Genomic DNA, 23,923 nt, shown 5'->3' on the forward strand with positions numbered 1-23,923 from the left:
TTCGGCGGCGGGCCGTGCCCCAACTCCCTTGACAGCATGAGCCACTTCACTCCCTACTTGTTCCTGCGCATCTTCTGACAACGTTGTCCAAGCGCACACTTCCCCGAGAGGAATCGGCTCGGCATGCACCCCCGACACCGTTCTCGTACGAGACGAAGCAGCACGGCAGCGCTGATCGCGGCCTCTTTGGTCGTGGTCGTGACAGCCCCCGCGGCGGCCGCCGCCCAATCGGCCGGGACCCGACCGGGAGGCCAAAAGCCCCCGGGCGAACGGACGTTCAGCACCTCCTTCGAGGAGGACGAAAAGCAACCGGACTGGCGTAATTCCGTAGAAGAGGGCCCCGACGGAAAGAAGCGGTCATCGGGTGTCGATGGCGGATTCTCCTCCGGAATACCGGGCAATGTGACCGACCGGGTCACCGGGGTCCGCGCCAGCGACGAGAACACCGGCGGCGGGGAGGTGAAGGAGAACCTCGTGGACGGCGAATCCCGTACGAAGTGGCTGTCGTTCGAGCCCACCGCCTGGCTCGAGTTCGACCTCACCGAACCGGTGAAGGTCGTGACCTACGCGCTGACCTCGGCCGACGACCACGACGAACGCGACCCCAAGGACTGGACGCTCCAGGGCTCCGAGGACGGCAAGACCTGGACGGACCTGGACACCCGGACGGGCCAGACCTTCAGCGAGCGCTTCCAGACCAAGTCATACGACTTCGAAACGGACAAGGCGTACCAGCACTTCCGCCTGGACATCACCAGGAACAACGGCGCCACCGACGCCACCCAGCTCGCCGACGTCCAGTTCTCCGACGGCGACACCTCGGCCCCCGCGCCCTCCGACATGCGCACGCAGATCAGCAACGGCCCCTCCGGCTCCCCCACCGCGAAGGCCGGCGCGGGCTTCACCGGCACGAAGGCGCTGCGGTACGCGGGCACCCACAAGGCGGACGGCCGGGCGTACTCGTACAACAAGGTCTTCGACGTCAACACGCGCGTCGAGCGGGGCACCGAGCTGTCCTACCTGGTCTACCCGCAGATGGGCGAGACGGACCTGTCCTACCCGGCCACGCACGTCGCGGTGGACCTGGCCTTCACGGACGGCACCTACCTGAGCGACCTGCGCGCCACCGACACCAACGGCGGGCTGCTGACACCGCAGGGCCAGGCGGACGCCAAGCGGCTCTACGTCAACCAGTGGAACAAGGTCGACGCCGCCATCGGCACCGTCGCGGCGGGCAAGACCGTCGACCGCGTCCTGGTCGCGTACGACTCCCCCAAGGGCCCGGCGAAGTTCCAGGGCTGGATCGACGACCTGAAGATCGCGCCCGCGAAGCCGGAGAAGCGCAAGGCGCACCTCTCCGACTACGCGTCGACCGTGCGGGGCACCAACTCCAGCGGCTCCTTCTCGCGCGGCAACAACTTCCCCGCGACGGCCGTGCCCAATGGGTTCAACTTCTGGACGCCGGTCACCAACGCCGGCTCGACCAGCTGGCTCTACGACTACGCGCGGGGCAACAACGACGACAACCTGCCCACGCTCCAGGCGTTCGCGGCGAGCCACGAGCCGAGCCCCTGGATGGGCGACCGGCAGACGTTCCAGCTGATGCCCTCGACGGCCTCCGGCACCCCGGACGCCTCGCGGACGGGCCGCGCGCTGCCGTTCAAGCACGAGAACGAGACCGCGCGGCCGCACTACTACGGCGTGACGTTCGAGAACGGCCTCAAGGCCGAGATGACGCCGACCGACCACGCGGCGCGGATGCGGTTCACGTACCCGGGCAAGGACGCGAGCATCGTCTTCGACAACGTCTCCAACGACGGCGGGCTCACCCTGCATCCGGCGACGAGCTCGTTCACCGGCTTCTCCGACGTGAAGAGCGGCGGTTCGACCGGGGCGACGCGGCTGTTCGTGTACGGCGTCTTCGACGCGCCGGTCACCGCGAGCGGCAAGCTCTCGGGCGGTGGCGGTGATGACGTCACCGGCTACCTGCGCTTCGACGCCGGCAAGGACCGCACGGTGAACCTGCGCCTGGCGACCTCGCTGATCAGCGTCGACCAGGCGAAGAAGAACCTGGCCGCCGAGATTCCCGCCGCGCGCTCCTTCGCGCGGGTGGAGGGCGCGGCGCAGGGCGCCTGGGACGACCTGCTGGGCAAGGTGGAGGTCGAGGGCGCCACCGCCGACCAGCTCACCACGCTGTACTCCAGCCTGTACCGGCTCTACCTCTACCCGAACTCGGGTTCCGAGCGGGTCGACGGCAAGGACAAGTACGCCTCCCCCTTCTCGCCGCAGACCGGCTCGGACACCCCGACGCACACCGGCGCGAAGATCGTGGACGGCAAGGTGTACGTCAACAACGGCTTCTGGGACACCTACCGGACGACCTGGCCCGCCTACTCGCTGCTGACCCCGAAGAAGGCCGGCGAGATGGTCGACGGCTTCGTCCAGCAGTACAAGGACGGCGGCTGGATCTCCCGCTGGTCGTCGCCGGGTTACGCGGACCTGATGACCGGCACCTCCTCGGACGTGGCGTTCGCCGACGCGTACGTGAAGGGCGTGGACTTCGACGCGAAGGCGGCGTACGACGCGGCCGTGAAGAACGCGACGGTCGTCCCGCCGTCCTCGGGCGTGGGCCGCAAGGGCATGGAGACGTCCCCGTTCACCGGGTACGCCGACACCACGACCCACGAGGGCATGTCCTGGTCGATGGAGGGTTACGTCAACGACTATGGCATCGCGAAGATGGGCGAGGCGCTGTACGAGAAGACGCACGAGCAGCGCTACAAGGACGAGTCCGAGTACTTCATGAACCGGGCCCGCGACTACGTGGAGCTGTTCGACGACAAGGCCGGCTTCTTCCAGGGCAAGGACGCCAAGGGCGACTGGCGGCTGCCGTCCGGCCTCTACGACCCGCGCGTCTGGGGCTACGACTACACGGAGACCAACGGCTGGGGCTACGCCTTCACCGCTCCGCAGGACAGCAAGGGCCTGGCCAACCTGTACGGCGGCCGGGACGGGCTCGCCAAGAAGCTGGACACGTACTTCGCCACCCCGGAGACCGGCACCCCGGAGTTCGCGGGCAGCTACGGCGGCGTCATCCACGAGATGACGGAGGCCCGTGACGTGCGGATGGGCCAGTACGGGCACAGCAACCAGGTCGCCCACCACGTCACGTACATGTACGACGCGGCCTCGCAGCCGTACAAGACGCAGGAGAAGGTCCGCGAGGTCCTGGGCCGCCTTTACACGGGCAGCGAGATCGGCCAGGGCTACCACGGCGACGAGGACAACGGCGAGCAGTCGGCCTGGTACCTCTTCTCCTCGCTCGGCTTCTACCCGCTGGTGATGGGCAGTGGCGAGTACGCGATCGGCTCGCCGCTCTTCACCAAGGCGACGGTGCACCTGGAGAACGGCCGCACGCTGGTCGTGAAGGCGCCGGAGAACAGCGCGAAGAACATCTACGTCCAGGGCCTGCGGGTGAACGGCAAGAAGTGGACCTCCACCTCGCTGCCGCACGACCTGCTGGCCAAGGGCGGGACGCTGGACTTCGCCATGGGACCGAAGCCGTCCGCCTGGGGCACCGGCAAGGACGCCGCGCCGGTCTCCATCACCAAGGACGACCAGGTGCCGTCCCCGCGCAAGGACGTGCTGAAGGGCGAGGGCCCGCTGTTCGACAACACCTCGGCCACCACCGGCACCGCCGCCACGGTCGAGCTGCCCGTCCCGTCCGCCACGAAGGGCGTCCAGTACACCCTGACCTCGGCCGCCAGGGCGACGGCACCGGCCGGCTGGGTGCTGCAGGGCTCGTCGGACGGCAAGAGCTGGAAGGACCTCGACAAGCGGTCCGGCCAGTCCTTCACCTGGGACAAGCAGACGCGGGCCTTCTCCGTGAAGTCCCCCGGCTCGTACGCGCACTACCGGCTGGTGTTCGACGGTGAGGCGTCGCTCGCGGAGGTGGAGCTGATCGCCTGACCGCACCGAGCGGCACGACCGGGCGGGGCCTTCTGGTCCCGCCCGGTCGTGCTGCGTACGGCGGGTTCGGCCGAAATTGGTCTACACCAAGTTTCCCCCAAGTCCCGCCCCGCGCTTGACCCGGCGCATTGGTCCAGTCCAATCTCCGTAGAAGACGGCCGTCTGGCATGCACACATAAACCGCGCCGTACCCGGAGGTGGCACGATGTCCGCACGCCCAGCAGGCTCCCCGACCGCGCAGGTGCGCGGACCGGCGGCCCGCGCACGACGCAACGGAGCCCTGGCGGTCGCCGCCGTACTGGTCGCCTCCGGGGCCGCCCTGGCCGCCGTCCCCGGCCACGCCGCCGCGGCCGACGCCGAACTCCTCACCAACCCCGGCTTCGAGACCGGCTCGCTGAACGGCTGGACCTGCGCGAACGGCGCCTCGGTCACCTCCACCGCGCACAGCGGATCGGGCGGCCTGGCCGGCAACGCCACCGCCGCCGACACCGGACAGTGCGGCCAGACCGTGGCCGTGCGGCCCAACACCTCGTACACCCTGTCCGGATGGGTGCAGGGCTCCTACGTCTACCTGGGTGCCACCGGCACCGGGGTGGACGCGAGCGCCTGGGCGCCGTCCGCCTCCTCGTGGCAGAAGCTGTCCACGACCTTCACGACGGGCGCGAACACCACCTCGGTGACGGTCTACACACACGGCTGGTACGGACAGGGCGCCTACCACGCGGACGACCTCAGCCTCACCGGACCGGATGGCGGCTCCACGGACCCGACCGACCCGCCCACCGACCCCACCGATCCCCCCACGGACCCGACCGACCCGCCGACCGGTCCGCCCACCGACCCCAACGGGCCCGCCGGTGACGGCAAGGTCACCACGCCCACGGGGCTGACCGCGTCGAAGGTCACCGGGAACGCCGCCGTGCTCACGTGGAAGGGTTCGACGCCCTCGTCGGAGGACGGCAGCGTGGCCTCGTACAAGGTGTGGTCGGGCGGACAGCTCGTGGCCACCTCCATGGGCACCACCGTCGCCGTCAGCTCGCTGCTGCCGAACCACAGCTACACCTTCACCGTGCAGGGTTACCAGGGCTCGCACGCCTCCGCCCAGTCCACCGCGGTCACCGTGACCACCCGGGCCGCGCCCGCCGCGAAGCCCTACGCCTCCGCCTACTTCGACCAGTGGGGCATCTACGAGAACGCCTACTACCCGAAGCACATCGGCACCAGCGGGGCCGCCGCCGGTCTCGACGTGGTCACCTACGCGTTCGAGAACATCCACCCCACGACGCTCAAGTGCTTCGAGGCGATCAAGGCGTCCGACGCGGGCAACGAGGACAACCCGAACGCGGGCGACGGCGCCGGTGACGCGTACGCCGACTACCAGGCGGACGTCCCGGCGGCCGACAGCGTGGACGGCACCGCCGACGTCTACGAGCAGCCGCTGAAGGGGAACTTCAACCAGCTGCGCGCGCTGAAGGCGAAGTACCCCAACCTCCGGTTCACCGTCTCGCTGGGCGGTTGGACCTACTCCAAGTACTTCTCCGACGCCGCGGCCACCGACGCCTCCCGGAAGGCGTACGTCTCCTCCTGCATCAACATGTTCATGAAGGGCAACCTGCCGAAGAACGTCCAGGGCGACCCGTCCGGCGGCCCCGCGTCGGCGGCCGGCATCTTCGACGGGATCGACATCGACTGGGAGTACCCGGGCTCGGCCGGCGGTCACACCGGCAACCACTACTCCGCCGCCGACAAGGCCGACTTCACCCTGCTGCTCAAGGAGTTCCGCACGCAGCTCGACGCGTACGGCGCGACGGTCGGCAAGCGGTTCCTGCTCACCGCGGCCCTGCCCAGCGGCCAGGACAAGATCGCCTACCTGGAGACCGACAGGATCGGTGACTACCTGGACTACGCGGACGTCATGACGTACGACATGCACGGCGCCTGGGACGCCACCGGGCCCACCAACCACCAGGACCCGCTGCACGACAGCCCCGCCGACCCGACGACGCCGATCACGCCGGGCACCGCCAAGTACAACCTCGACACCGCCGTCACCGCGTACACCGACGGGCTTCCCGCGTACGGCATCCCGGGCGGCTTCCCCGCCTCCAAGCTGGTGCTCGGCGTGCCCTTCTACTGGCGCGGCTGGACCGGGGTGCCGGCCGGTGACAACTACGGGCTCTACCAGAAGGCCACCGGCCCCACGCCCGCCAAGCAGCTGAGCCAGGAGGCGGGACTCGCCGCCTGGAAGGAGCTGAACGCGACGGAGGCCCAGACCCACTGGGACCCGGTCACCGAGAGCTCCTGGATCTACGACGGCACCAACTTCTGGACCGGTGACACGCCCCGCGCCATCCAGGCCCGGGCGGACTACGCCAAGAGCAAGGGGCTGGCCGGGATGTTCGCCTTCTCGCTGGAGAACGACGACGCGTCGGGCACCCTGCTCAACGCGATGACCGACGGCCTGGAGTGAGGCCGCCTGGCCGGGCCGCCGGGATCAGGTCCGCTCGGGTGTCTCCGGGACCGCCGCCGGGAACAGGCTCTCCGGCAGGGTGACGTTCCAGGCGGTGATGACCGGGTTGCCGTGTTCCCGGCCCAGCCGGGAAACGGCACCCGTGGCCAGCTGGAACAGGGTGCCCTCGGCCGGGGTCAGGCGGAGGTAGCGGGCGGTCAGGACGCGCAGGAAGTGGGAGTGCGCGACGAGCACGATGTCCTCGTCGCCGGCGCGTCCGGCCGCCTCCGCGACCTGCGCCAGCACCCGGTCGGCCCGGTCCCCGACCTGCGCGGGGGTCTCGCCGGGGTGGGCCGCGGGACCGGCGCCGACCCCGTCGGTCCAGAGGTTCCAGTCGGGCCGGGTGCGCCGGATCTCGTCCGTGGTGATGCCCTCGTAGCCGCCGTAGTCCCACTCGCGCAGCTCCGGGGTGATGCGGGGCGCGGCGAGCCCGGCGAGTTCGGCGGTGCGCCGGGCCCGGACCAGGGGGCTGACCAGGGTGAGCGCGATGGACCGGTCGGCGAGCAGGGGGGCCAGGGCGCGGGCCTGGCGCTCGCCGAGGGGGGTCAGGGGCAGATCGGTGTGGCTGGTGTGGCGCCCGTCGCGGGACCACTCGGTCTCGCCGTGCCGGATCAGGATCAACTCGCCCATGGAAGGCCATCCGCTCTCGGTGCTGTTACCGCTCGTGTTCACGTTCCGTACAGGCTCCAACCCGCCGGTCCACGATCGCATTCCGGCCGGGGCGGGGCGGGCGGGCGCGCCCGTGCGGCGTCAGTCCCTGAGCCGTCCGGCGTCGGACGACGCCTCGGCGAACGCGCGGATGAGCGGGGTCTCCGCGGCGGTGCGCCAGACCAGCGCCCAGCGGCAGGGGGGCGCGTCCCGGATGGGGACGTAGGCCAGGCTCGGCCACGCGTAGAAGTCCTGCGTCTCGGCCGGAACGGCGGCGGTGGCCTGCCCCGCGGCGACGACGCTCAGCGCTTCCTGCCAGGTGGTGACCCGGGGGCCCCGGCGGACCGGGCGGCCGGAGGGGGTGCGCCGGGGGTTGAGGGCCTCCTCCATCCCGGCGGGGATCGAGCCGCCCTCGACCACGGCGCAGTCGCCGAAGTCCTCCAGACAGACGGACTCGCGCTCCGCGAAGGGGTGGCCGGCGGAGACCATCAGGGACAGCGCGGAGGTGTGCCCGGTCGGCAGGACGGTCAGCCCCGGACCGTCGACGGGCAGCCATACGTAGACCGCGTCCACCTCGCCCGACACGAGGAGGTCGAGCGGTGAGGCGGGCTGGATCTCGCGGTGCCGGACGCGGGCGTCGGGGTGGCGGGCGTGGAAGAGGCCGAGGGTGTCCTTGATCTGGAGGGCGTACGGGCCCATGGTGCCCAGGGTCAGGGTGCCCCTGGTGCCCCGGGCGGTGGCCCTGGCGGCCTCGATGCCCTGGGTGATCTGCTCGTGGCCGCGCTTCAGCGCCTCGTACAGCTGCTCGCCGAGGGGCGAGAGGCGCACGGTGCGGGTGGTGCGGTCGAAGAGCGGGCCGCCGATGAGGCGTTCCTGTTTCCTGACCAGCTGACTGACCCTGCCGGGGCTGACGCCCAGCCGCTCGGCGGTGCGGCTGAAGTGCAGCTCCTCCGCGAGCGTCAGGAATATCTCGATCTCCCGCATCTCCACGCCCGGCCCCCCGGATTTGTTAGTCCAGAGTCAAAAGACGTTACCAGTCCCGTCGTTGATGCCCCGCGGGCGTCGGGGAAGACTGGTGGGTGCCGCCCTCGACCGGGAGTGCGCGCAAGCAGGCAGGCCCGGCTGCCGTTCCAGGAGGTGCCGTGCCCGTCGGATATCTGTTCCCCGTGCTCATCGTCACGATCGGCACGTGGTGTGCCCTGAGACCGGTGCGGTGGGAGCACCCGCTGGGCCGCCCCGCCTACGTCTTCGGTCTGGCGGCCAACGAGCTGCCGTTCGCCGCCTTCTTCTGGATGCTGTTCGTCCCGACGGCGATGGCCTTCGCCCAGGACGACGTCATGGACTCGCCGGGCGCCTGGTTCATCGTCGCGCTGGCGACCCTGGCCTCGGCCGGGCTCGCCGTGATCGCCCACCGGGCGTGGGGCGAGCGGGACCGGATCGAGCGCGCGATGACCAAGGGGCTCGGCGAGGGGTGGCGCGCCGCCATCGACGCGGACCTCGCCGAAGGACTGCGGCACCGGCCCCCGTGGTTCCGCGTCCTGTTCATACCGGTCGTCAAGCGCCGCCGGGACGTGCGGCGCGTGGCCAACCTGTCGTACGGGGAGGCGGGCCGCCGCAATCTGCTCGACGTGTACCACCACCGGGACCGCCCGCAGGGCGCGCCCGTGCTGATCCACATGCACGGCGGCCACTACAGCGGCGGCCACAAGAACAGCCAGTCGCTGCCGCTCCTGTACCGGCTTGCGAGCCGGGGGTGGGTCACCATCAGCGCCAACTACCGGCTGAAGCCGCAGGTCCGGCACCCCGAGCACATGATCGACCTGAAGCGGGTCATCGCCTGGGCGCGGGAGCACGCCCACGAGTACGGGGCCGACCCGTCGACCCTGTTCGTGGCGGGCAGTTCGGCGGGCGGCCACATGGGCTCGATCGCCGCGCTGACCCCGAACGACCCCGCGTTCCAGCCGGGGTTCGAGGACGCCGACACCTCGGTCACCGGGCTCGTCGTGCTGAACGGCTTCCTGGGCGCCTACTGGCACCAGGGCCCGGAGTCGTCCCCCCTCGGCCGTGCCCGGCCGGACGCGCCGCCCATGCTGATCGTCCACGGCGACCTGGACCCGCTGGTGCCGGCCGCCGACATCCGCGAGGTCGCCGAGGGGCTGCGCGACGCGTCCGAGAGCCCGGTCGTCTACGCCGAGCTGCGGGGCGGGAACCACGCCTTCGACCTGTACCACTCGCTCCGCTTCGAGGCGGTGGTGGACGCGGTCGAGGCGTTCACCGCCTGGGTCAGATCGCGGGAGCGGTCTCCCCGCCCGTGACGACCACCGCCTCGCAGGGCCGGTCCGTGTCGGCGGTGACCCGGAGCGTGCCGCCCTCGCGGACCACCTCGTAGGTGGCGGCGGGCTCGCCCGTGAGGCCGGGGACGGTGACCGTGCGGCGGACGTCGCCGGTGCCCTCGGGGGCGTACACGCGGAGCTGGAGGTTCTCCGTCCAGTCGCCGTCCGGCCGGGAGGTGTCCGCGCCGACCGGGAGGACCGCGCCGGGACGGACCAGCAGCGGGAGGCTGTCGAAGCCGTAGGTGTCCCGGCGCCAGGCCGGGCCGGTGACCGTCTCGCCGGTGAGCAGGTGGGTCCAGGTGCCCTCGGGGACGTAGTACTCGACCTCGCCGTCCTCGGTGAAGACCGGGGCGACCAGCAGGTCGGGGCCGAGCATGTACTGCCGGTCGGCGGTGCGGGCGGCCGGGTCGTCCGGGAACTCCAGGAGCATCGGGCGCATCAGGGGGACGCCGGTGCGGTGGGCCTCGACGGCCGCCCCGTACAGGTAGGGCATGAGCCGGTGCTTGAGCTCCGTGAAGCGCCGGGCGACCTCGACGGCCTCGTCGCCGAACTCCCACGGGACGCGGTACGACGAGGAGCCGTGCAGCCGGCTGTGCGAGGAGAGCAGGCCGAAGGCGAGCCAGCGCTTGAAGACCGCCGGGTCCGGGGTGCCCTCGAAGCCGCCGATGTCGTGGCTCCAGAAGCCGAAGCCGGACAGGCTGAGCGACAGGCCGCCGCGCAGGGACTCCGCCATCGCCTCGAAGGAGGACCAGCAGTCGCCGCCCCAGTGCACGGGGAACTGCTGGCCGCCGGCCGTGGCGGAGCGGGCGAAGAGGACGGCCTCGCCCTGGCCGCGCTCCTTCTCCAGGAGCTCGAAGACGGCCTTGTTGTACAGGTGCGTGTAGTAGTTGTGCATGCGCTCCGGGTCGGAGCCGTCGTGCCAGACGACGTCGGTGGGGATGCGCTCGCCGAAGTCCGTCTTGAAGCCGTCGACGCCCTGGCCGAGGAGGGTGCGCAGCTTGCCCTGGAACCAGGCGGTGGCCTCGGGGTTGGTGAAGTCGACGAGTGCCATGCCGGCCTGCCACTTGTCCCACTGCCAGACGTCGCCGTCGCGGGTGCGGACGAAGTAGCCCCGGGCCGCGCCCTCCTCGTACAGGGGACTCTTCTGCGCGATGTACGGGTTGATCCAGACGCAGATCCGCAGGCCCTTGTCCTTGAGCCGGGTGAGCATGCCCTCCGGGTCGGGGAAGACGGCCGGGTCCCACTCGAAGTCGCACCACTGGTACTCGCGCATCCAGAAGCAGTCGAAGTGGAACACGGAGAGCGGGATGCCCCGCTCGGCCATGCCGTCCACGAACGAGGTCACGGTCTCCTCGTCGTACGCGGTGGTGAACGAGGTGGTCAGCCAGAGGCCGAAGGACCAGGCCGGGGGCAGCGCCGGGCGGCCGGTCAGCGCGGTGTAGCGGGACAGCACCTCCTTGGGGGTGGGCCCGGCGACGACGAAGTACTCCAGCGTCTGGTCCTCGACGCTGAACTGCACCTGGCCGACCGCCTCGGAGCCGACCTCGAAGGACACCTTGCCGGGGTGGTTGACGAAGACGCCGTAGCCGCGCGAGGAAAGGTAGAACGGGACGTTCTTGTACGCCTGCTCGCTGCTGGTCCCCCCGTCCGCCTGCCACATGTCGACGACCTGGCCGTTCTTCACGTACGGCGTGAACCGCTCGCCGAGCCCGTGGACGGTCTCGCCGACGCCCAGCGCGAGCTGGGCGAACATGTGGTGGGCCCCCTCGCCCGTGGTGGCGAAGGCGGTCCCCTTGCGTCCGGCGGCGGTCAGGAGGCGCCCGTCCGCGTCCCGGAACTCCAGGCCGAAGCCGCCGTCGGCGGGGATGCGGAGGGTGAGCGGCCCGCTGGTCAGCTCGGCGGCCCCGGCGTCTTCGCGGGTGACGGCCGAGGGGTCACCGGTGGCGCCGGGCAGGGCGAAGTCGGGGCCGGGGTGGCGCTTGCCCGCCAGATGGGTGACGCGGACACCGATGACGCCTTCGGCGGGGGCGTACGCCTCCACGGTGATCAGCGGGGCGTTCAAGGTGTCCCCGCGCCGCGTCACGCGCTGGACCGCCGCGTAGGCGGTGAGGCGGTCGGTGCCGAGGCGGAGGTCGCGGAGCTCGGTGGCGTACGAGGCGTGGACACCGTCTCGCATCTGCCAGAAGCCGTCGGTGAACTTCATGGGGGGTCCGTTCCTGTGGTTCCTGATTTTGATCGTACACAAAACAAATATTTTTCGAAGCGCTTCGATTCACCCTCCGAGGCCCACGAATCCGCCACGACAAGGGCTCGAACGCCCCGCCCGAGCGGCCATGTTGCCCCTGTGTGACCTGTACGTCACCAGGACGGTCTAGAAACGGACGGCCACATGCCGTATTAGTACTGGCAGCAAACAAATCGGTCGGACGGCAGCGCAGCCGCCCGGGCCCTTGCCGACAAGAGGCAGCTGAATGTCGAACCGCTTCACCCCACGGGTCGCCGTCCCGCTCACCGTCGTGTCCGCGCTGATCGGCGGTGTGGTCCTGTCGGGCTGCGGCCAGCAGCGGGACCCGGACGTGTACACCGTTCTGAACTCCTCGACCGACGAGTCGTACCACCGCTGGGACGCCGAGACGCTGGCCCGGTGCAGCAAGCAGCTGGGGGTGACCATCGAGCAGCAGAGCGTCCCGGCCGCGCAGGTGATGACCAAGGCGCTGCGGATGGCGTCCTCGAAGTCGCTGCCCGACGTGCTCCAGCTGGACGCCTCCGAGATGCCGACGTTCGCCGAGGCGGGCGGGCTGATCCCGCTGAAGGACCTCGGGCTGACCACGAAGGACATCCCCGAGGGCATCGTGAACTTCGGCTCGTACGAGGGGAAGTACTACGGGGCCGCGCGCACGGTGAACACGCTGGCGCTCTTCTACAACAAGGACACCCTCGACAAGGCCGGCCTGAAGGTCCCCACCACCTGGGCCGAGATGCGCGAGACCGCGAAGAAGCTCACCCACGGCAAGCGGTACGGCCTGGCGCTCAGCGCGGGCGGCGCGGAGGACGGCGTCTTCCAGTTCACTCCCTTCATGTGGTCCAACGGCGGCGACGAGACGAAGCTCGACAGCCCCGAGGTGGCCGGGGCGCTGGACTACTGGAAGAGCCTCCTCAAGGACGGCTCGCTGTCCAAGTCGACGGTCAACTGGACCCAGGCCGACGTGAACGACCAGTTCATGGCGGGCAACGCGGCGATGATGATCAACGGCCCCTGGCAGGTGGAGACCCTGAACTCCAAGAAGGGGCTGAACTGGGGCATCGCCGAGATCCCGGTGCCGAAGGCCGGCGACGACTCGGTGGGCCCGCTGGGCGGCGGCGTGCTGACCGTGCCCAACACCGGTGACGAGGCGCGGGAGAAGATGTCCGCGAAGATCATCGGCTGCATGTCCGGCGAGCAGGAGCAGATCACCTACGCGCTGAACAGCTGGATGGTCCCGGCCAACGCGAAGGCCGCCGCCGAGTGGCGCACGAAGGTGCCGGAGCTCGACGCCCTGGCCGACCAGGTCGCCACGGCCCGCTCGCGCACCGCCAAGCTCGGCGCGCGGTGGTCGTCCGTCTCCCTCGCGCTCCAGAGCGCGTTCCAGTCCGCCCTGACCGGCGAGTCGAGCGAGGCCGCCCTCACCCGCGCCCAGAAGCGCGCGACGAGCGGGAACTGAGGTATCCGAACCATGTCGACCACCACCGCAGCCCCGGCGCTCGCGACCGCGAAGACCGCGAAGCCGCCGAACCCCGCCCGGATCCGGCGCCGCAGGCGGCTCGCCCAGTGGGGCTTCATCGCCCCCGCCGTGATCTTCATGGCGCTGTTCTTCGGCTACCCGCTCGTCCGGAACATCGTGATGAGCTTCCAGCACTACTCGCCGTCCACCTTCTTCACCGGCGAGTCCCCGTTCAACGGAACGGACAACTGGAGCAAGGTCTTCAACGACGAGCTCTTCGGCAAGGCCCTGTGGCACACCATCCTGTTCACGATCGGATCGCTGATCGGGCAGTTCTGCATCGGCCTCGGCCTCGCCGTCTTCTTCAACCGCCGCTTCCCGCTGAACGGGGTGCTGCGGTCGCTCATCCTGCTGCCGTGGCTGGTGCCGATGGTCGTCTCCGGTGTCGTCTGGCGGCGCATCCTGGACCAGGACACCGGCGTCCTCAACTCCTTCCTCGGCACGATCGGCATCGGCGGCGACACCCCGTGGCTGACCAGCACGAGCATGGCGCTGATCTCGGTGATCCTGGTGAACATCTGGATCGGCATCCCGTTCAACATGGTGATCCTCTACGGCGGGCTCCAGGAGGTCCCCAAGGAGCTGTACGAGGCCGCCTCGCTGGACGGCGCCTCCGCCTGGCGGACGTTCCGCTCGATCACCCTGCCGATGCTGCGGCCGGTGATCACCGTGGTCCTGGTGCTCGGCTTCATGTCGACGGTGAAGATCCTCGACCTGATCCTGGCGCTCACCGACGGCGGACCCGCCGACTCCACCCAGACCCTGGGCACCCTCACCTACCAGAACTCCTTCGTCCAGCTGGACTTCGGAGCGGGTGCCGTGGTCGGCAACATCCTGATCCTGATCTCCGCCGTCTTCGCGGTGTTCTACCTGCGGGCCAACCGCAACGAGGGGAAGTGACCGGCATGGCGAGCACCGTGCGTACCCCCGCCGCGCCCACGCGGTCCACCGGCCGGCCGAAGCGGCGCTGGGGCGCCACGGTCTTCGGCGTCCTGGTGCTGTGCGTGATGCTGTTCCCGCTGTACTGGATGGTGAACACCGCGCTCCAGCCCGAGTCCGGGCTGCTGGAGGTCGATGCCGTCCCGCACGGCCTGGACCTGTCGGGCTTCCGCTCGGCGCTGACCGACCAGGGCGGCAATCTGCTGACCTCGCTGGCGGTGGCGCTCGGCGCGGTCGTCATCTGTCTGGCGATCTCGGCGCCCGCCGCCTACGGGCTGGCGCAGTTCAAGCTGCGCGGCACCCGGACGATCGTCTTCGGCACGCTGATCACCCAGATGGTGCCGGGCATCGTCATCGCCAACGCCCTGTACAGCGCGTACGTGGACCTCGGCCTGGTCAACTCGTACGCCGGTCTGATGCTGGCCGACGCCTCGCTGGGGATTCCGTTCGCGATCGTGCTGATGCGGTCGTTCATGGTCGCGATCCCGCGCGAGGTCATCGAGGCCGCCGAGGTCGACGGGGCCGGGCGCTTCCGGACGTTCGTCCAGGTCGTGCTGCCGATGAGCCGCAACTCGCTGATCACGGCCGGGCTGTTCTCGTTCCTGTACGCGTGGAGCGACTTCATGTTCGCACTGACGCTGAACACCACGGACGACGTGAAGCCGATCACGCTGGGCATCTACCAGTACATCGGCGCCCATGTCGGCGACTGGGGCTCGGTGATGGCCGCTTCCGTGCTGTCCGCGGTGCCGGCCGCGGTGCTGCTCGTCCTGTCGCAGAAGTACATCGCCGCCGGGATCACCGGCGGCTCGGTCAAGTAGGGGTATCCATGAGTGAGTTCCCGGTCTTCCCGCCCGGTTTCGTCTTCGGCGCGGCGACGGCCTCGTACCAGATCGAGGGGGCCGCGCGGGAGGACGGACGCGGCCCGTCCATCTGGGACACCTACAGCCACACGCCCGGGAAGACGGACGGCGGCGACACGGGTGACGTGGCCTGCGACCACTACCACCGCTACCGGGAGGACGTGGCGCTGCTGCGCGAGCTCGGGGTCGGCTCGTACCGCTTCTCGATCGCCTGGTCGCGCGTCCTGCCGGAGGGCTCGGGCGCGGTGAACCCGAAGGGGCTCGACTTCTACTCCCGGCTGGTGGACGAGCTCCTGGAGGCGGGCATCGAGCCGGCCGCCACCCTCTACCACTGGGACCTGCCGCAGGCCCTGGAGGACCGGGGCGGCTGGCGGGTACGGGAGACGGCCGAGCGGTTCGGCGAGTACACCGCGGTCGTGGCGGAGCACCTGGCCGACCGGGTGCCGCGCTGGATCACCCTCAACGAGCCGTGGTGCAGCGCCTTCCTCGGCTACTCCGTGGGGCGGCACGCGCCCGGCGCCAAGGAGGGACGCGGTGCCCTGGCCGCCGCACACCACCTGCTCGTCGGCCACGGCCTGGCGATGAAGGCGCTGCGAGCCGCCGGGGTCCGCGAGGCGGGCATCACGCTGAACCTGGACCGCAACGTCCCGGCCGCGCCGACCGACGCCGACCGGGCCGCGGTGGTCCGCGCCGACACCCAGCACAACCTGGTGTGGACGGAGCCGATCCTCGCGGGCCGCTACCCGGCCACCGAGGAGGAGACCTGGGGCGAGCTGATCACCGGCCAGGACTTCCGGCGCGAGGGCGACCTCGACCTGATCTCCCAGCCCCTGGACTTCCTGGGCATCAACTACTACCGACCGATCGTGGTGGCCGACGCCCCGTACCGCGAGCCGGACCCGGCGCTGCGGGTCGCCACGGACAACCGGTACGCCGAGGGGCAGTACCCCGACGTGCGGCGGACGGCGATGGGCTGGCCGGTCGTGCCGGAGTCCTTCACCGATCTGCTGACCGCGCTGAAGGACACCTACGGGGACGCGCTGCCGCCGGTGCACATCACGGAGAACGGTTCGGCGGAGTTCGACACGGTGGGGCCGGACGGTGCGGTGCGGGACGCGGACCGGGTGGAGTACCTGCGTACGCATCTGACGGCGCTGCGGGCGGCGATGGACGCGGGCGTCGATGTGCGGGGCTACTACGTGTGGTCGCTGCTGGACAACTTCGAGTGGGCGCTCGGGTACGCGAAGCGGTTCGGCATCGTCCGGGTCGACTACGACACCCTGGAGCGCACCCCGAAGGACAGCTACCGCTGGTATCAGGCGCTGATCGCGGCGCACCGGGCCTGAGCGGCACGACGAAACGCCCTGTCCACCGCTGCGTGCGGTGGACAGGGCGTTCGTCGTACGGGCGCTCCGGTCAGGCGCGTCGCCGGGCCCACACGGGGCTGACGAAGGCGATGAGCACGGCGGCGACACCGATCTGGAAGATGTGGCGGATCCAGTCGATGCCCCCGGTGTCACGCACACCGAAGGCGCTGGCGAGGGCGTTGCCGGCGAGTCCGCCGACGATGCCGAGCAGGACGGTCAGCCACAGGGGGATGGGCTGACGGCCGGGGACGACCAGCTTGGCCAGCAGGCCGATGATGAGTCCCGCGATGATGGCCCACAGAAATGACACGACAACTCCTCTTCTACCGCTGTCCGACTGGTTTCGGGAAGCTGACTTCCGCCTTCCCGGCACGCACCGGTGTACGCATGTCTCTCCGGACGAAGGGCGATCGGCCCCCATCGGGCCCTCGCGGTGTCCGCATACCGGGGCGAAGGCGTGGGGTTGGCCTCATTTCGACAAACCCTTGGAGACGTGGAGGAGTCGTGAAAGGATCACCCTCAATTCCGTGGCGTGTCCCCGTATCCCGCGGCGCGTCGCGCCACCTCCCACCATCCATGGAGAAATACGTGGCCAAGATCTCTGGCCTGCGGCGCGGGCGGACTGCCGCCCGTCTCGCCGCCGCGATAACCGCGGCCCTGGTCGCCACCGGCACTGCCGCCGCTTCCGCCTCCGCCGCCGACGTCGGCGACGCACCCATGTTCGGCCTCTACGGCCTCGACAGCTCCGGCACCGCGTACACCTACGTGCCGCAGGGCGACGGCACCATCTCGCCGCGCGTCCAGTTCGAGACCGGCATGACGGGCCTCGCGTTCGTCGGGCTGGTGGACAACGACGCGAACAACCTCGCGGACGGACGCTGGCAGCTCGGCACGTCGGGCAACCTCTGGTACTACGAGGGCAACGCCCCGGCCACGAAGGTCGGTTACGGCTGGGACATCTACAACACCGTCGTCTCGGTCGGCCAGTTCGGCGGAGCCGAGGGCGGCGACCTGCTCGCCCGCGACACCAAGGGCGACGTCTACCTGTACCTGGGCTACGGCGACGGCAAGGTCACCAAGCGCCTGAAGGTCGGCTACGGCTGGGACATCTACACGCAGATCGCGGGCAACGGCGACCTGGACGGCGACGGCAAGGGCGACCTCGTCGCGCGCGACAAGTCCGGCGTCCTGTGGCTGTACAAGGGCACGGGCGACCAGAAGGCCCCGTACACCAAGCGCACCAAGATCGGCAGCGGCTGGAACCAGTACAACACCCTCTTCGCCGCCGGTGACCTGAACATGGACGGCCGGACCGACCTGGTCGCCCGCAACGCCAAGGGTGAGCTGTACCTGTACGCGGGCACCGGCGACGGAGCCGCCCCGTACAAGCCGAAGGCCCTCATCGGCACTTCGGGCTGGAACACGTACCGCCTCTTCTTCTGAGCCGGTCCGGTCACAGCGGTTACACACTCATGACGAAACGTGAAGGTTTCACGTACGAAATCGTGACACGATTCCGCTGAAACCGTGGCCCGTCGCCAACGTGCGGCGGGCCACTCCCACTTCACGATCCATGGAGTACTTGTGGCCAAAACCACTGGCCGGCACCACATGCGCATAGCCGCTCGCGCGGCAGCCGCGGCGCTCACCGCCGCCCTCGTCGCCACCGGCACCTCCGCGGTGGCCGCCGACGCCCCGCAGCCCTCGCTCGGCGCCTCCGCCGACCAGCCGGCGGCGGCTCCCGCCGCTGCCGCCGCTGCCGGCAACCCGCACTTCTCGCTGTACGCGGTCAACTCCGCGGGCATCGCGTACGCGTACGGCCCGAACGGCAAGGGCGGCCTCACCGCCCGCGAGCAGTACGGCCAGGGCTGGACCGGCGTCACCTCGATGATGCAGGTCGACCACCAGAACGACGGTGACAGCGACGGCCTCTGGTTCCGTGAGACCAACGGGAACATGGGCTACCTGAAGTTCGACTCGTCGGCCGTCAAGATCGGCTACGGGTGGGACATCTACAGCAAGCTCGTCTCCCCCGGCCAGATCGGCGGAGCCGCCGGTGGTGACATCCTCGCCGTCGACGGCAAGGGCGACCTGTACGTCTACCTCGGGTACGGCGACGGCACCGTCACCAAGCGCATCAAGGCCGGTTACGGCTGGAACATCTACAGCGAGATCGCCGGCAACGGCGACCTGAACGGCGACGGCAAGAACGACGTCGTCGCGCGCGACAAGTCCGGCGTCCTGTGGCTGTACAAGGGCACCGGCAACCAGAGCGCGCCGTTCGCCAAGCGCACCAAGATCGGCAGCGGCTGGAACCAGTACAACCGCCTGATCTCCACGGGCGACATCGATCTGGACGGCAAGACCGACCTGATCGCCCGCAAGGGCGGCGAGCTGTACCTGTACAGCGGCACCGGCAACGCCACGGCCCCGTACAAGGCCAAGAAGCAGATCGGCACGAGCGGCTGGGACAGCTACAAGTTCCTGTTCTGATCCGCACGGCAGCTCCTACCGGAGCATGAGAGAGGGCCGCACCCCCGTCACCGGGGATGCGGCCCTCTCGTCGTACCGCCGCTGATCCCTACTTGCGGATCAGGCTGCGCAGCACGTACTGCAGGATGCCGCCGTTGCGGTAGTAGTCCGCCTCACCGGGGGTGTCGATGCGGACGACGCCGTCGAACTCCACGCCGGTGTCGGTGGTGACCTTGACCGTGCGCGGGGTCGTGCCGTCGTTCAGCTCGGTGACGCCGGTGACGGAGAAGGTCTCCTCGCCGGTCAGGCCGAGGGACTCGGCGGTCTGGCCCTCCGGGAACTGGAGCGGCAGGACGCCCATGCCGATGAGGTTCGAGCGGTGGATGCGCTCGTAGGACTCGGCGATGACGGCCTTGACGCCGAGGAGCGCGGTGCCCTTGGCCGCCCAGTCGCGGGACGAGCCGGAGCCGTACTCCTTGCCGGCCAGGATGACCAGCGGGGTGCCGGCCGCCTGGTAGTTCTGCGAGGCGTCGTAGATGTACGAGACCGGGCCGCCGTCCTGCGTGAAGTCGCGGGTGAAGCCGCCCTCGGTGCCCGGCGCGATCTGGTTGCGCAGGCGGATGTTGGCGAACGTGCCGCGGATCATGACCTCGTGGTTGCCGCGGCGCGAGCCGTAGGAGTTGAAGTCACGGCGCTCGATGCCGTGCTCCGTGAGGTACTGACCGGCCGGGGTGTCGGCCTTGATCGCACCGGCCGGAGAGATGTGGTCGGTGGTGACCGAGTCGCCCAGCTTGGCCAGGACCCGGGCGCCGGTGATGTCCTCGACCGGCGAGGTCTCCATGGTCATGCCCTCGAAGTACGGGGGCTTGCGCACGTAGGTGGACTCGGAGTCCCACTCGAAGGTGTTGCCGGTCGGGATGGACAGCGCCTGCCACTGGGCGTCGCCCGCGAAGACGTCCTGGTAGGACTTGTTGAACATGTCCTCGCCGATGGCGTTCGCCACGACGTCGTTGACCTCGGCCTCGGAGGGCCAGATGTCGGCCAGGTGGACGGGCTTGCCGTCCTGGTCGACGCCGAGCGCGTCCTTGGTGATGTCCACCTTCATCGAACCGGCGATGGCGTACGCGACGACCAGCGGCGGGGACGCCAGGTAGTTCATCTTGACGTCGGGGTTGATCCGGCCCTCGAAGTTGCGGTTGCCGGAGAGCACCGAGGTCACGGCCAGGTCGTGCTCGTTGACCGCCTTGGAGACCTCCTCCGGCAGCGGGCCGGAGTTGCCGATGCAGGTGGTGCAGCCGTAGCCGACGAGGTTGAAGCCGACCTTGTCGAGGTACGGGGTCAGGCCCGCCTTGTCGAAGTAGTCGGTGACGACCTTGGAGCCCGGGGCGAGGGTGGTCTTGACCCACGGCTTGCGGGTCAGGCCCTTCTCGACCGCCTTCTTCGCCACGAGCGCCGCGGCGACCATGACGTACGGGTTCGAGGTGTTGGTGCAGGAGGTGATCGCGGCGACGGTGACGGCGCCGTGGTCCAGCTCGTACGTGGTGCCGTCGGGGGCGGTGACGGTGACCGGGTTCGTCGGGCCCGCGGCGCCGATGGCCGGGGAGTCGGAGGCCGGGAAGGACTCCTTGCCCGCCTCGTCCACGCAGTCGACGTAGTTGCGGACGTCCTGGGCGAACTGGGCCTTCGCGTTGGCGAGGACGATGCGGTCCTGCGGGCGCTTCGGGCCGGCGATGGACGGGACGACCGTGGAGAGGTCGAGCTCCAGCTTCTCGGAGAAGTCGGGCTCGGCGGCCGGGTCCAGCCAGAGGCCCTGCTCCTTGGCGTACGCCTCGACCAGGGCGACCTGCTGGGCGTCGCGGCCGGTCAGGCGCAGGTAGTTGAGGGTCTCCTCGTCGATCGGGAAGATCGCGGCGGTGGAGCCGAACTCCGGCGACATGTTGCCGATGGTGGCGCGGTTGGCGAGCGAGGTGGCGGCCACGCCCTCACCGTAGAACTCGACGAACTTGCCGACGACGCCGTGCTTGCGGAGCATCTCGGTGATGGTCAGCACGAGGTCGGTGGCGGTGGTGCCGGCCGGGAGCTCGCCGGTCAGCTTGAAGCCGACGACGCGCGGGATGAGCATGGAGACCGGCTGGCCGAGCATCGCGGCCTCGGCCTCGATGCCGCCGACGCCCCAGCCCAGCACGCCGAGGCCGTTGACCATGGTGGTGTGCGAGTCGGTGCCGACGAGGGTGTCGGGGTACGCCTGGCCGTTGCGGACCATGACCGTACGCGCCAGGTGCTCGATGTTGACCTGGTGGACGATGCCGGTGCCCGGCGGGACGACCTTGAACTCGCTGAACGCGGTCTGGCCCCAGCGCAGGAACTGGTAGCGCTCCTTGTTGCGGCCGTACTCCAGCTCGACGTTCTGCCCGAAGGCGTCCTTCGTGCCGAACTTGTCGGCGATGACGGAGTGGTCGATGACCAGCTCGGCCGGGGCGAGCGGGTTGATGCGCTCCGGGTCGCCGCCGAGCTCCTTGACGGCCTCGCGCATGGTCGCGAGGTCCACGACGCAGGGCACACCGGTGAAGTCCTGCATGATCACGCGGGCCGGCGTGAACTGGATCTCCTGGCTGGGCTGCGCCTGGGAGTCCCAGCCGCCGAGCGCGCGGATGTGGTCGGCGGTGATGTTCGCGCCGTCCTCCGTGCGGAGCAGGTTCTCCAGCAGCACCTTCAGGCTGTAAGGGAGGCGCGCGGAGCCCTCGACCTTGTCCAGCCTGAAGATCTCGTACGACTCGTCGCCCACGCGCAGCGTGCTGCGGGCGTCGAAGCTGTTCGCCGACACGACAGTCTCCTTCATCAATGTGCGCGTAACTCCGCGCCGCGCCTCACCACGGCGGGCGCCGCGTGGTGCCGCCTCGGACCACCGGGCCATCCGCTAAGGTAAGGCTTAGTTAGGTAACCCTTACCTCGGGCGGCTCGCTGTGCGCCTTCGGCATATATCTCGATGTCGAGATAACTCTAGTACATGACCGCGGAAGGGTCATGTTCGGGCGCCCCGATGATCTCTCGCCGCGAAGGTCGAGCGTTGTCACCGGAGGCTGCGCACTGTGTTGGGCTCCGTGTGGGTGCGCGGTGACGAGGGGCGGCCATGGGGGCTATGGGTCGTGGCCGGAGGGGCAGCCGGCCCCTCCCCCGGGAACGCTCAAGCGAGATCGTGCCGCCCGGCGGACGAGTCGGCAGGCGCCGACGGGACCGCGAAGAAGGCCAGTGCCGCGAGTACCGCCACACTCGCCGCGAGCGTCAAAGCGCCTGGAAGCGACCACGTCACCACGAGGCCGGCAACCGCTGCCCCCAGGGCGAACCCAGTGATCTTCAGACTGGCACCCGTGGTGAAGATCTGGCCCCGCAGGTGATCCGGGGCCTCCCGGTGACGAATGGCGAACAAGGCAGCCAGCTGGGGGCCTTCACCGATGCCCGCTACGAGTACGGCCACGGCGAGCACGAAGGGCGACCCCACGGCGGCCAGGGCCGACGCGGCAGCCTGGACAAGGGCACTGGCCCAGATGATCGTGTCGGGGGCGACCGCACGCGGAAACCGGGCGAGTACGGCGTTGGCCGCCAGGGCGGAGACCGCCGCACAGGAGAGCAGCACCGCGCCGCGGCCGGCCCCGCCCAGGACGCGCTCGCCCAGGAGCGGGATGCACGCCGTCAGCATGCCCTGGGCGACACAGGAAACAACCGAGCTGAGGGTCGCCCGCGCCAGAGCCGCCTTTCCGACGATGACCCGCGTTCCGGCAGCGAGGTCGCTGATCAGCGAGGTCGTCCGAGTTCCCCGCGCCCGACCAGGACGAGTGGGCAGCATCGACGCGGCGGGCAGCGCCAAGGCGATGAGCGCCGCGGAGACCACCACGGCCGACGAAGCTCCCCACGCCTCCGCCACGCCACCGGCGAGAGCCGGACCGGCCAGACTCGCCCCGCTGAACGTCATGGCATCGAGCGCGTTCGCCCGCGGCAGGCGGTCGCCAAGCGCCAAACGCGGCAGCTGGGCCGTCCATCCGCCCGACAGAGCTGGCCCCAGCAGCCCCGTCACCACGGCGATCAGCATCGTGACGCCGAATGGCAACCAGCCCAGCCCTACGAGAATCATCCCCAGCCCCGCGGCGTACAGGACGAGGGCCCCGGCCAGCAGGCGTCCCGGCCGTCCTGCCCTGTCGAGGAGCACCCCGAGCACCGGCCCGCCCACGGCGGCGGAGACCGTGATGCCCGCGAGCAGCAGCGACGCCTCGACAGCCGATCCGGCCACGGCGAATCCCGCCAGCATCAGCGCCGGTCCTGACATCTCGTCCCCGGAACGAGCTGCCACTGCTCCGGCGAGATACAAGCGCAGTGAGTAACGCCTTCTCATTCACCAGACGTTACGGAAGTAACTCAAAAGTCAGCAAGATGCGTTACATTGGGCGGGTGCTCTCCAACGGCGACGACTGGTCCACCCGACACTCCGTGCTGACTACGGCCCGACGGACCGCTGCCCTGATCAATGCTCTCGCCGACGACCGCCCCGACCCGACCGAAGTCGCCGACGTGCTCCGCGCATACGGTGAGTCCGACCCCCTCGACCTCACCAACCGCGACGTCACCGAGATGCGCGCGGCCGCCGCCCTGCTGCGGCAGGTCTTCGCCGCCGAGCACGCCGATGACGCCGCAGCCACCCTCAACCGCCTCCTGCACGACCACACCGGACCGCTCCGCCTGACCTCGCACGGCGGCAGCACCCCCTGGCATCCCCACCTCGACCGCGACGACAACGCGCCCTGGGGCGAGTGGCTCCTCGCCTCGTCGTGCATGGCCCTGACCGTCCTCGTCTGGGACCGTCAACGCCCGCCCGGCAGGATCTGCGCCTCGCTCAGCTGCCGGAACGTCTTCGTCACCCAAGGCAGCGGTCCGGAACGCCGCTACTGCTCACGCCGGTGCGCGACCCGCGAGCGAGTCGCAGCGCACCGACGCTCCCACTCCGCCGAGCGATCGAGCGACATCGAGTAGGGCGCCCAGGAGCCCACGCGCCATCACTCGGACTTCGGCG

Annotated in this window: 16 protein-coding genes; 10 read left to right on the top strand and 6 right to left on the bottom strand. The window is 70.0% G+C overall.

Annotated elements, in window-relative coordinates; genetic code table 11:
• Nucleotides 1–402: 402 nt before the first annotated feature.
• Both AB0L33_RS20460 and AB0L33_RS20465 read left to right on the top strand, forming a co-directional pair.
• Entirely contained in the window at nucleotides 403–3,969 is a 3,567-nt protein-coding gene (locus AB0L33_RS20460) for a GH92 family glycosyl hydrolase (RefSeq protein ID WP_365683323.1), read from the top strand.
• A gap of 205 nt (nucleotides 3,970–4,174) precedes the next feature.
• Entirely contained in the window at nucleotides 4,175–6,439 is a 2,265-nt protein-coding gene (locus tag AB0L33_RS20465) for a glycosyl hydrolase family 18 protein (protein ID WP_365683325.1), read from the top strand.
• Nucleotides 6,440–6,463: 24 nt separating this feature from the next.
• On the opposite strand, the gene AB0L33_RS20470 is transcribed toward AB0L33_RS20465, so the two are convergent.
• Nucleotides 6,464–7,108 carry a histidine phosphatase family protein gene (locus AB0L33_RS20470; RefSeq protein ID WP_365683327.1) on the bottom strand — a complete coding sequence of 215 codons (645 nt, stop codon included), beginning with the start codon at nucleotides 7,106–7,108 and terminating at the stop codon, nucleotides 6,464–6,466.
• Nucleotides 7,109–7,228: 120 nt separating this feature from the next.
• The gene (locus AB0L33_RS20475; protein WP_365683533.1) at nucleotides 7,229–8,110 is read right to left on the bottom strand and encodes a LysR family transcriptional regulator; all 882 of its coding nucleotides are present in this window, start codon (nucleotides 8,108–8,110) and stop codon (nucleotides 7,229–7,231) included.
• A gap of 158 nt (nucleotides 8,111–8,268) precedes the next feature.
• On the opposite strand from AB0L33_RS20475, the gene AB0L33_RS20480 reads away from it, so the two are divergent.
• Nucleotides 8,269–9,441 (top strand): alpha/beta hydrolase, encoded by a 1,173-nt coding sequence (locus AB0L33_RS20480; RefSeq protein WP_365683329.1) that lies wholly within the window; start codon nucleotides 8,269–8,271, stop codon nucleotides 9,439–9,441.
• On the opposite strand, the gene yicI is transcribed toward AB0L33_RS20480, so the two are convergent.
• Nucleotides 9,410–11,662, bottom strand: coding sequence for an alpha-xylosidase (gene yicI / locus AB0L33_RS20485; RefSeq protein ID WP_365683331.1), 2,253 nt, complete (start codon nucleotides 11,660–11,662; stop codon nucleotides 9,410–9,412). The genes AB0L33_RS20480 and yicI overlap by 32 nt on opposite strands.
• Before the next feature lie 268 nt (nucleotides 11,663–11,930).
• Here yicI and AB0L33_RS20490 point away from each other — a divergent pair, with 268 nt between their 5' ends.
• From AB0L33_RS20490 to AB0L33_RS20505, 4 genes are read left to right on the top strand one after another with little or no spacing between them, the layout of a single operon-like run.
• Nucleotides 11,931–13,160: a sugar ABC transporter substrate-binding protein gene (locus tag AB0L33_RS20490; RefSeq protein ID WP_365683332.1), complete on the top strand. Its 1,230-nt coding sequence runs from the start codon at nucleotides 11,931–11,933 to the stop codon at nucleotides 13,158–13,160.
• Between the two features lie 12 nt (nucleotides 13,161–13,172).
• Nucleotides 13,173–14,120: a sugar ABC transporter permease gene (locus tag AB0L33_RS20495; protein ID WP_365683334.1), complete on the top strand. Its 948-nt coding sequence runs from the start codon at nucleotides 13,173–13,175 to the stop codon at nucleotides 14,118–14,120.
• A 5-nt stretch (nucleotides 14,121–14,125) separates the two neighbouring features.
• Nucleotides 14,126–14,980, top strand: a complete 855-nt coding sequence (locus AB0L33_RS20500) for a carbohydrate ABC transporter permease (RefSeq protein WP_365683336.1) — start codon at nucleotides 14,126–14,128, stop codon at nucleotides 14,978–14,980.
• Between the two features lie 8 nt (nucleotides 14,981–14,988).
• Nucleotides 14,989–16,368: a GH1 family beta-glucosidase gene (locus AB0L33_RS20505; RefSeq protein ID WP_365683338.1), complete on the top strand. Its 1,380-nt coding sequence runs from the start codon at nucleotides 14,989–14,991 to the stop codon at nucleotides 16,366–16,368.
• A 70-nt stretch (nucleotides 16,369–16,438) separates the two neighbouring features.
• On the opposite strand, the gene AB0L33_RS20510 is transcribed toward AB0L33_RS20505, so the two are convergent.
• Nucleotides 16,439–16,699: a GlsB/YeaQ/YmgE family stress response membrane protein gene (locus tag AB0L33_RS20510; RefSeq protein ID WP_365683340.1), complete on the bottom strand. Its 261-nt coding sequence runs from the start codon at nucleotides 16,697–16,699 to the stop codon at nucleotides 16,439–16,441.
• A 278-nt stretch (nucleotides 16,700–16,977) separates the two neighbouring features.
• Between AB0L33_RS20510 and AB0L33_RS20515 the strand changes: the two genes are divergently transcribed.
• Complete coding sequence (locus AB0L33_RS20515; protein WP_365683342.1) at nucleotides 16,978–17,832, top strand: FG-GAP-like repeat-containing protein; 855 nt, start codon at nucleotides 16,978–16,980, stop codon at nucleotides 17,830–17,832.
• Nucleotides 17,833–18,000: 168 nt separating this feature from the next.
• Nucleotides 18,001–18,882 (top strand): VCBS repeat-containing protein, encoded by an 882-nt coding sequence (locus AB0L33_RS20520; protein ID WP_365683535.1) that lies wholly within the window; start codon nucleotides 18,001–18,003, stop codon nucleotides 18,880–18,882.
• An 88-nt stretch (nucleotides 18,883–18,970) separates the two neighbouring features.
• Here the strand turns inward: AB0L33_RS20520 and acnA are convergent, their stop codons facing one another.
• Together acnA and AB0L33_RS20530 are read right to left on the bottom strand one after the other, a co-directional pair.
• On the bottom strand, nucleotides 18,971–21,685 hold the full coding sequence (gene acnA, locus AB0L33_RS20525) for an aconitate hydratase AcnA (RefSeq protein WP_365683344.1): 2,715 nt from the start codon (nucleotides 21,683–21,685) through the stop codon (nucleotides 18,971–18,973).
• Between the two features lie 360 nt (nucleotides 21,686–22,045).
• Complete coding sequence (locus tag AB0L33_RS20530; protein ID WP_365683346.1) at nucleotides 22,046–23,248, bottom strand: MFS transporter; 1,203 nt, start codon at nucleotides 23,246–23,248, stop codon at nucleotides 22,046–22,048.
• A gap of 38 nt (nucleotides 23,249–23,286) precedes the next feature.
• On the opposite strand from AB0L33_RS20530, the gene AB0L33_RS20535 reads away from it, so the two are divergent.
• Nucleotides 23,287–23,883, top strand: a complete 597-nt coding sequence (locus AB0L33_RS20535; protein ID WP_365683348.1) for a CGNR zinc finger domain-containing protein — start codon at nucleotides 23,287–23,289, stop codon at nucleotides 23,881–23,883.
• Nucleotides 23,884–23,923 lie beyond the last annotated feature (40 nt).

Origin of the sequence: Streptomyces sp. NPDC052299, assembly GCF_040679335.1 — a bacterium.
Lineage (GTDB): Bacteria > Actinomycetota > Actinomycetes > Streptomycetales > Streptomycetaceae > Streptomyces.

Excerpts from the sequence above, each read along its gene's own strand:
- AB0L33_RS20465 (WP_365683325.1), top strand. The coding sequence starts at position 4,175 with ATGTCCGCACGCCCAGCAGGCTCCCCGACCGCGCAGGTGCGCGGACCG.
- AB0L33_RS20470 (WP_365683327.1), bottom strand. The coding sequence starts at position 7,108 with ATGGGCGAGTTGATCCTGATCCGGCACGGCGAGACCGAGTGGTCCCGC.
- AB0L33_RS20475 (WP_365683533.1), bottom strand. The coding sequence starts at position 8,110 with ATGCGGGAGATCGAGATATTCCTGACGCTCGCGGAGGAGCTGCACTTC.
- yicI (WP_365683331.1), bottom strand. The coding sequence starts at position 11,662 with ATGAAGTTCACCGACGGCTTCTGGCAGATGCGAGACGGTGTCCACGCC.
- AB0L33_RS20490 (WP_365683332.1), top strand. The coding sequence starts at position 11,931 with ATGTCGAACCGCTTCACCCCACGGGTCGCCGTCCCGCTCACCGTCGTG.
- AB0L33_RS20495 (WP_365683334.1), top strand. The coding sequence starts at position 13,173 with ATGTCGACCACCACCGCAGCCCCGGCGCTCGCGACCGCGAAGACCGCG.
- AB0L33_RS20500 (WP_365683336.1), top strand. The coding sequence starts at position 14,126 with ATGGCGAGCACCGTGCGTACCCCCGCCGCGCCCACGCGGTCCACCGGC.
- AB0L33_RS20505 (WP_365683338.1), top strand. The coding sequence starts at position 14,989 with ATGAGTGAGTTCCCGGTCTTCCCGCCCGGTTTCGTCTTCGGCGCGGCG.
- AB0L33_RS20520 (WP_365683535.1), top strand. The coding sequence starts at position 18,001 with ATGCGCATAGCCGCTCGCGCGGCAGCCGCGGCGCTCACCGCCGCCCTC.
- AB0L33_RS20530 (WP_365683346.1), bottom strand. The coding sequence starts at position 23,248 with ATGAGAAGGCGTTACTCACTGCGCTTGTATCTCGCCGGAGCAGTGGCA.
- AB0L33_RS20535 (WP_365683348.1), top strand. The coding sequence starts at position 23,287 with ATGCGTTACATTGGGCGGGTGCTCTCCAACGGCGACGACTGGTCCACC.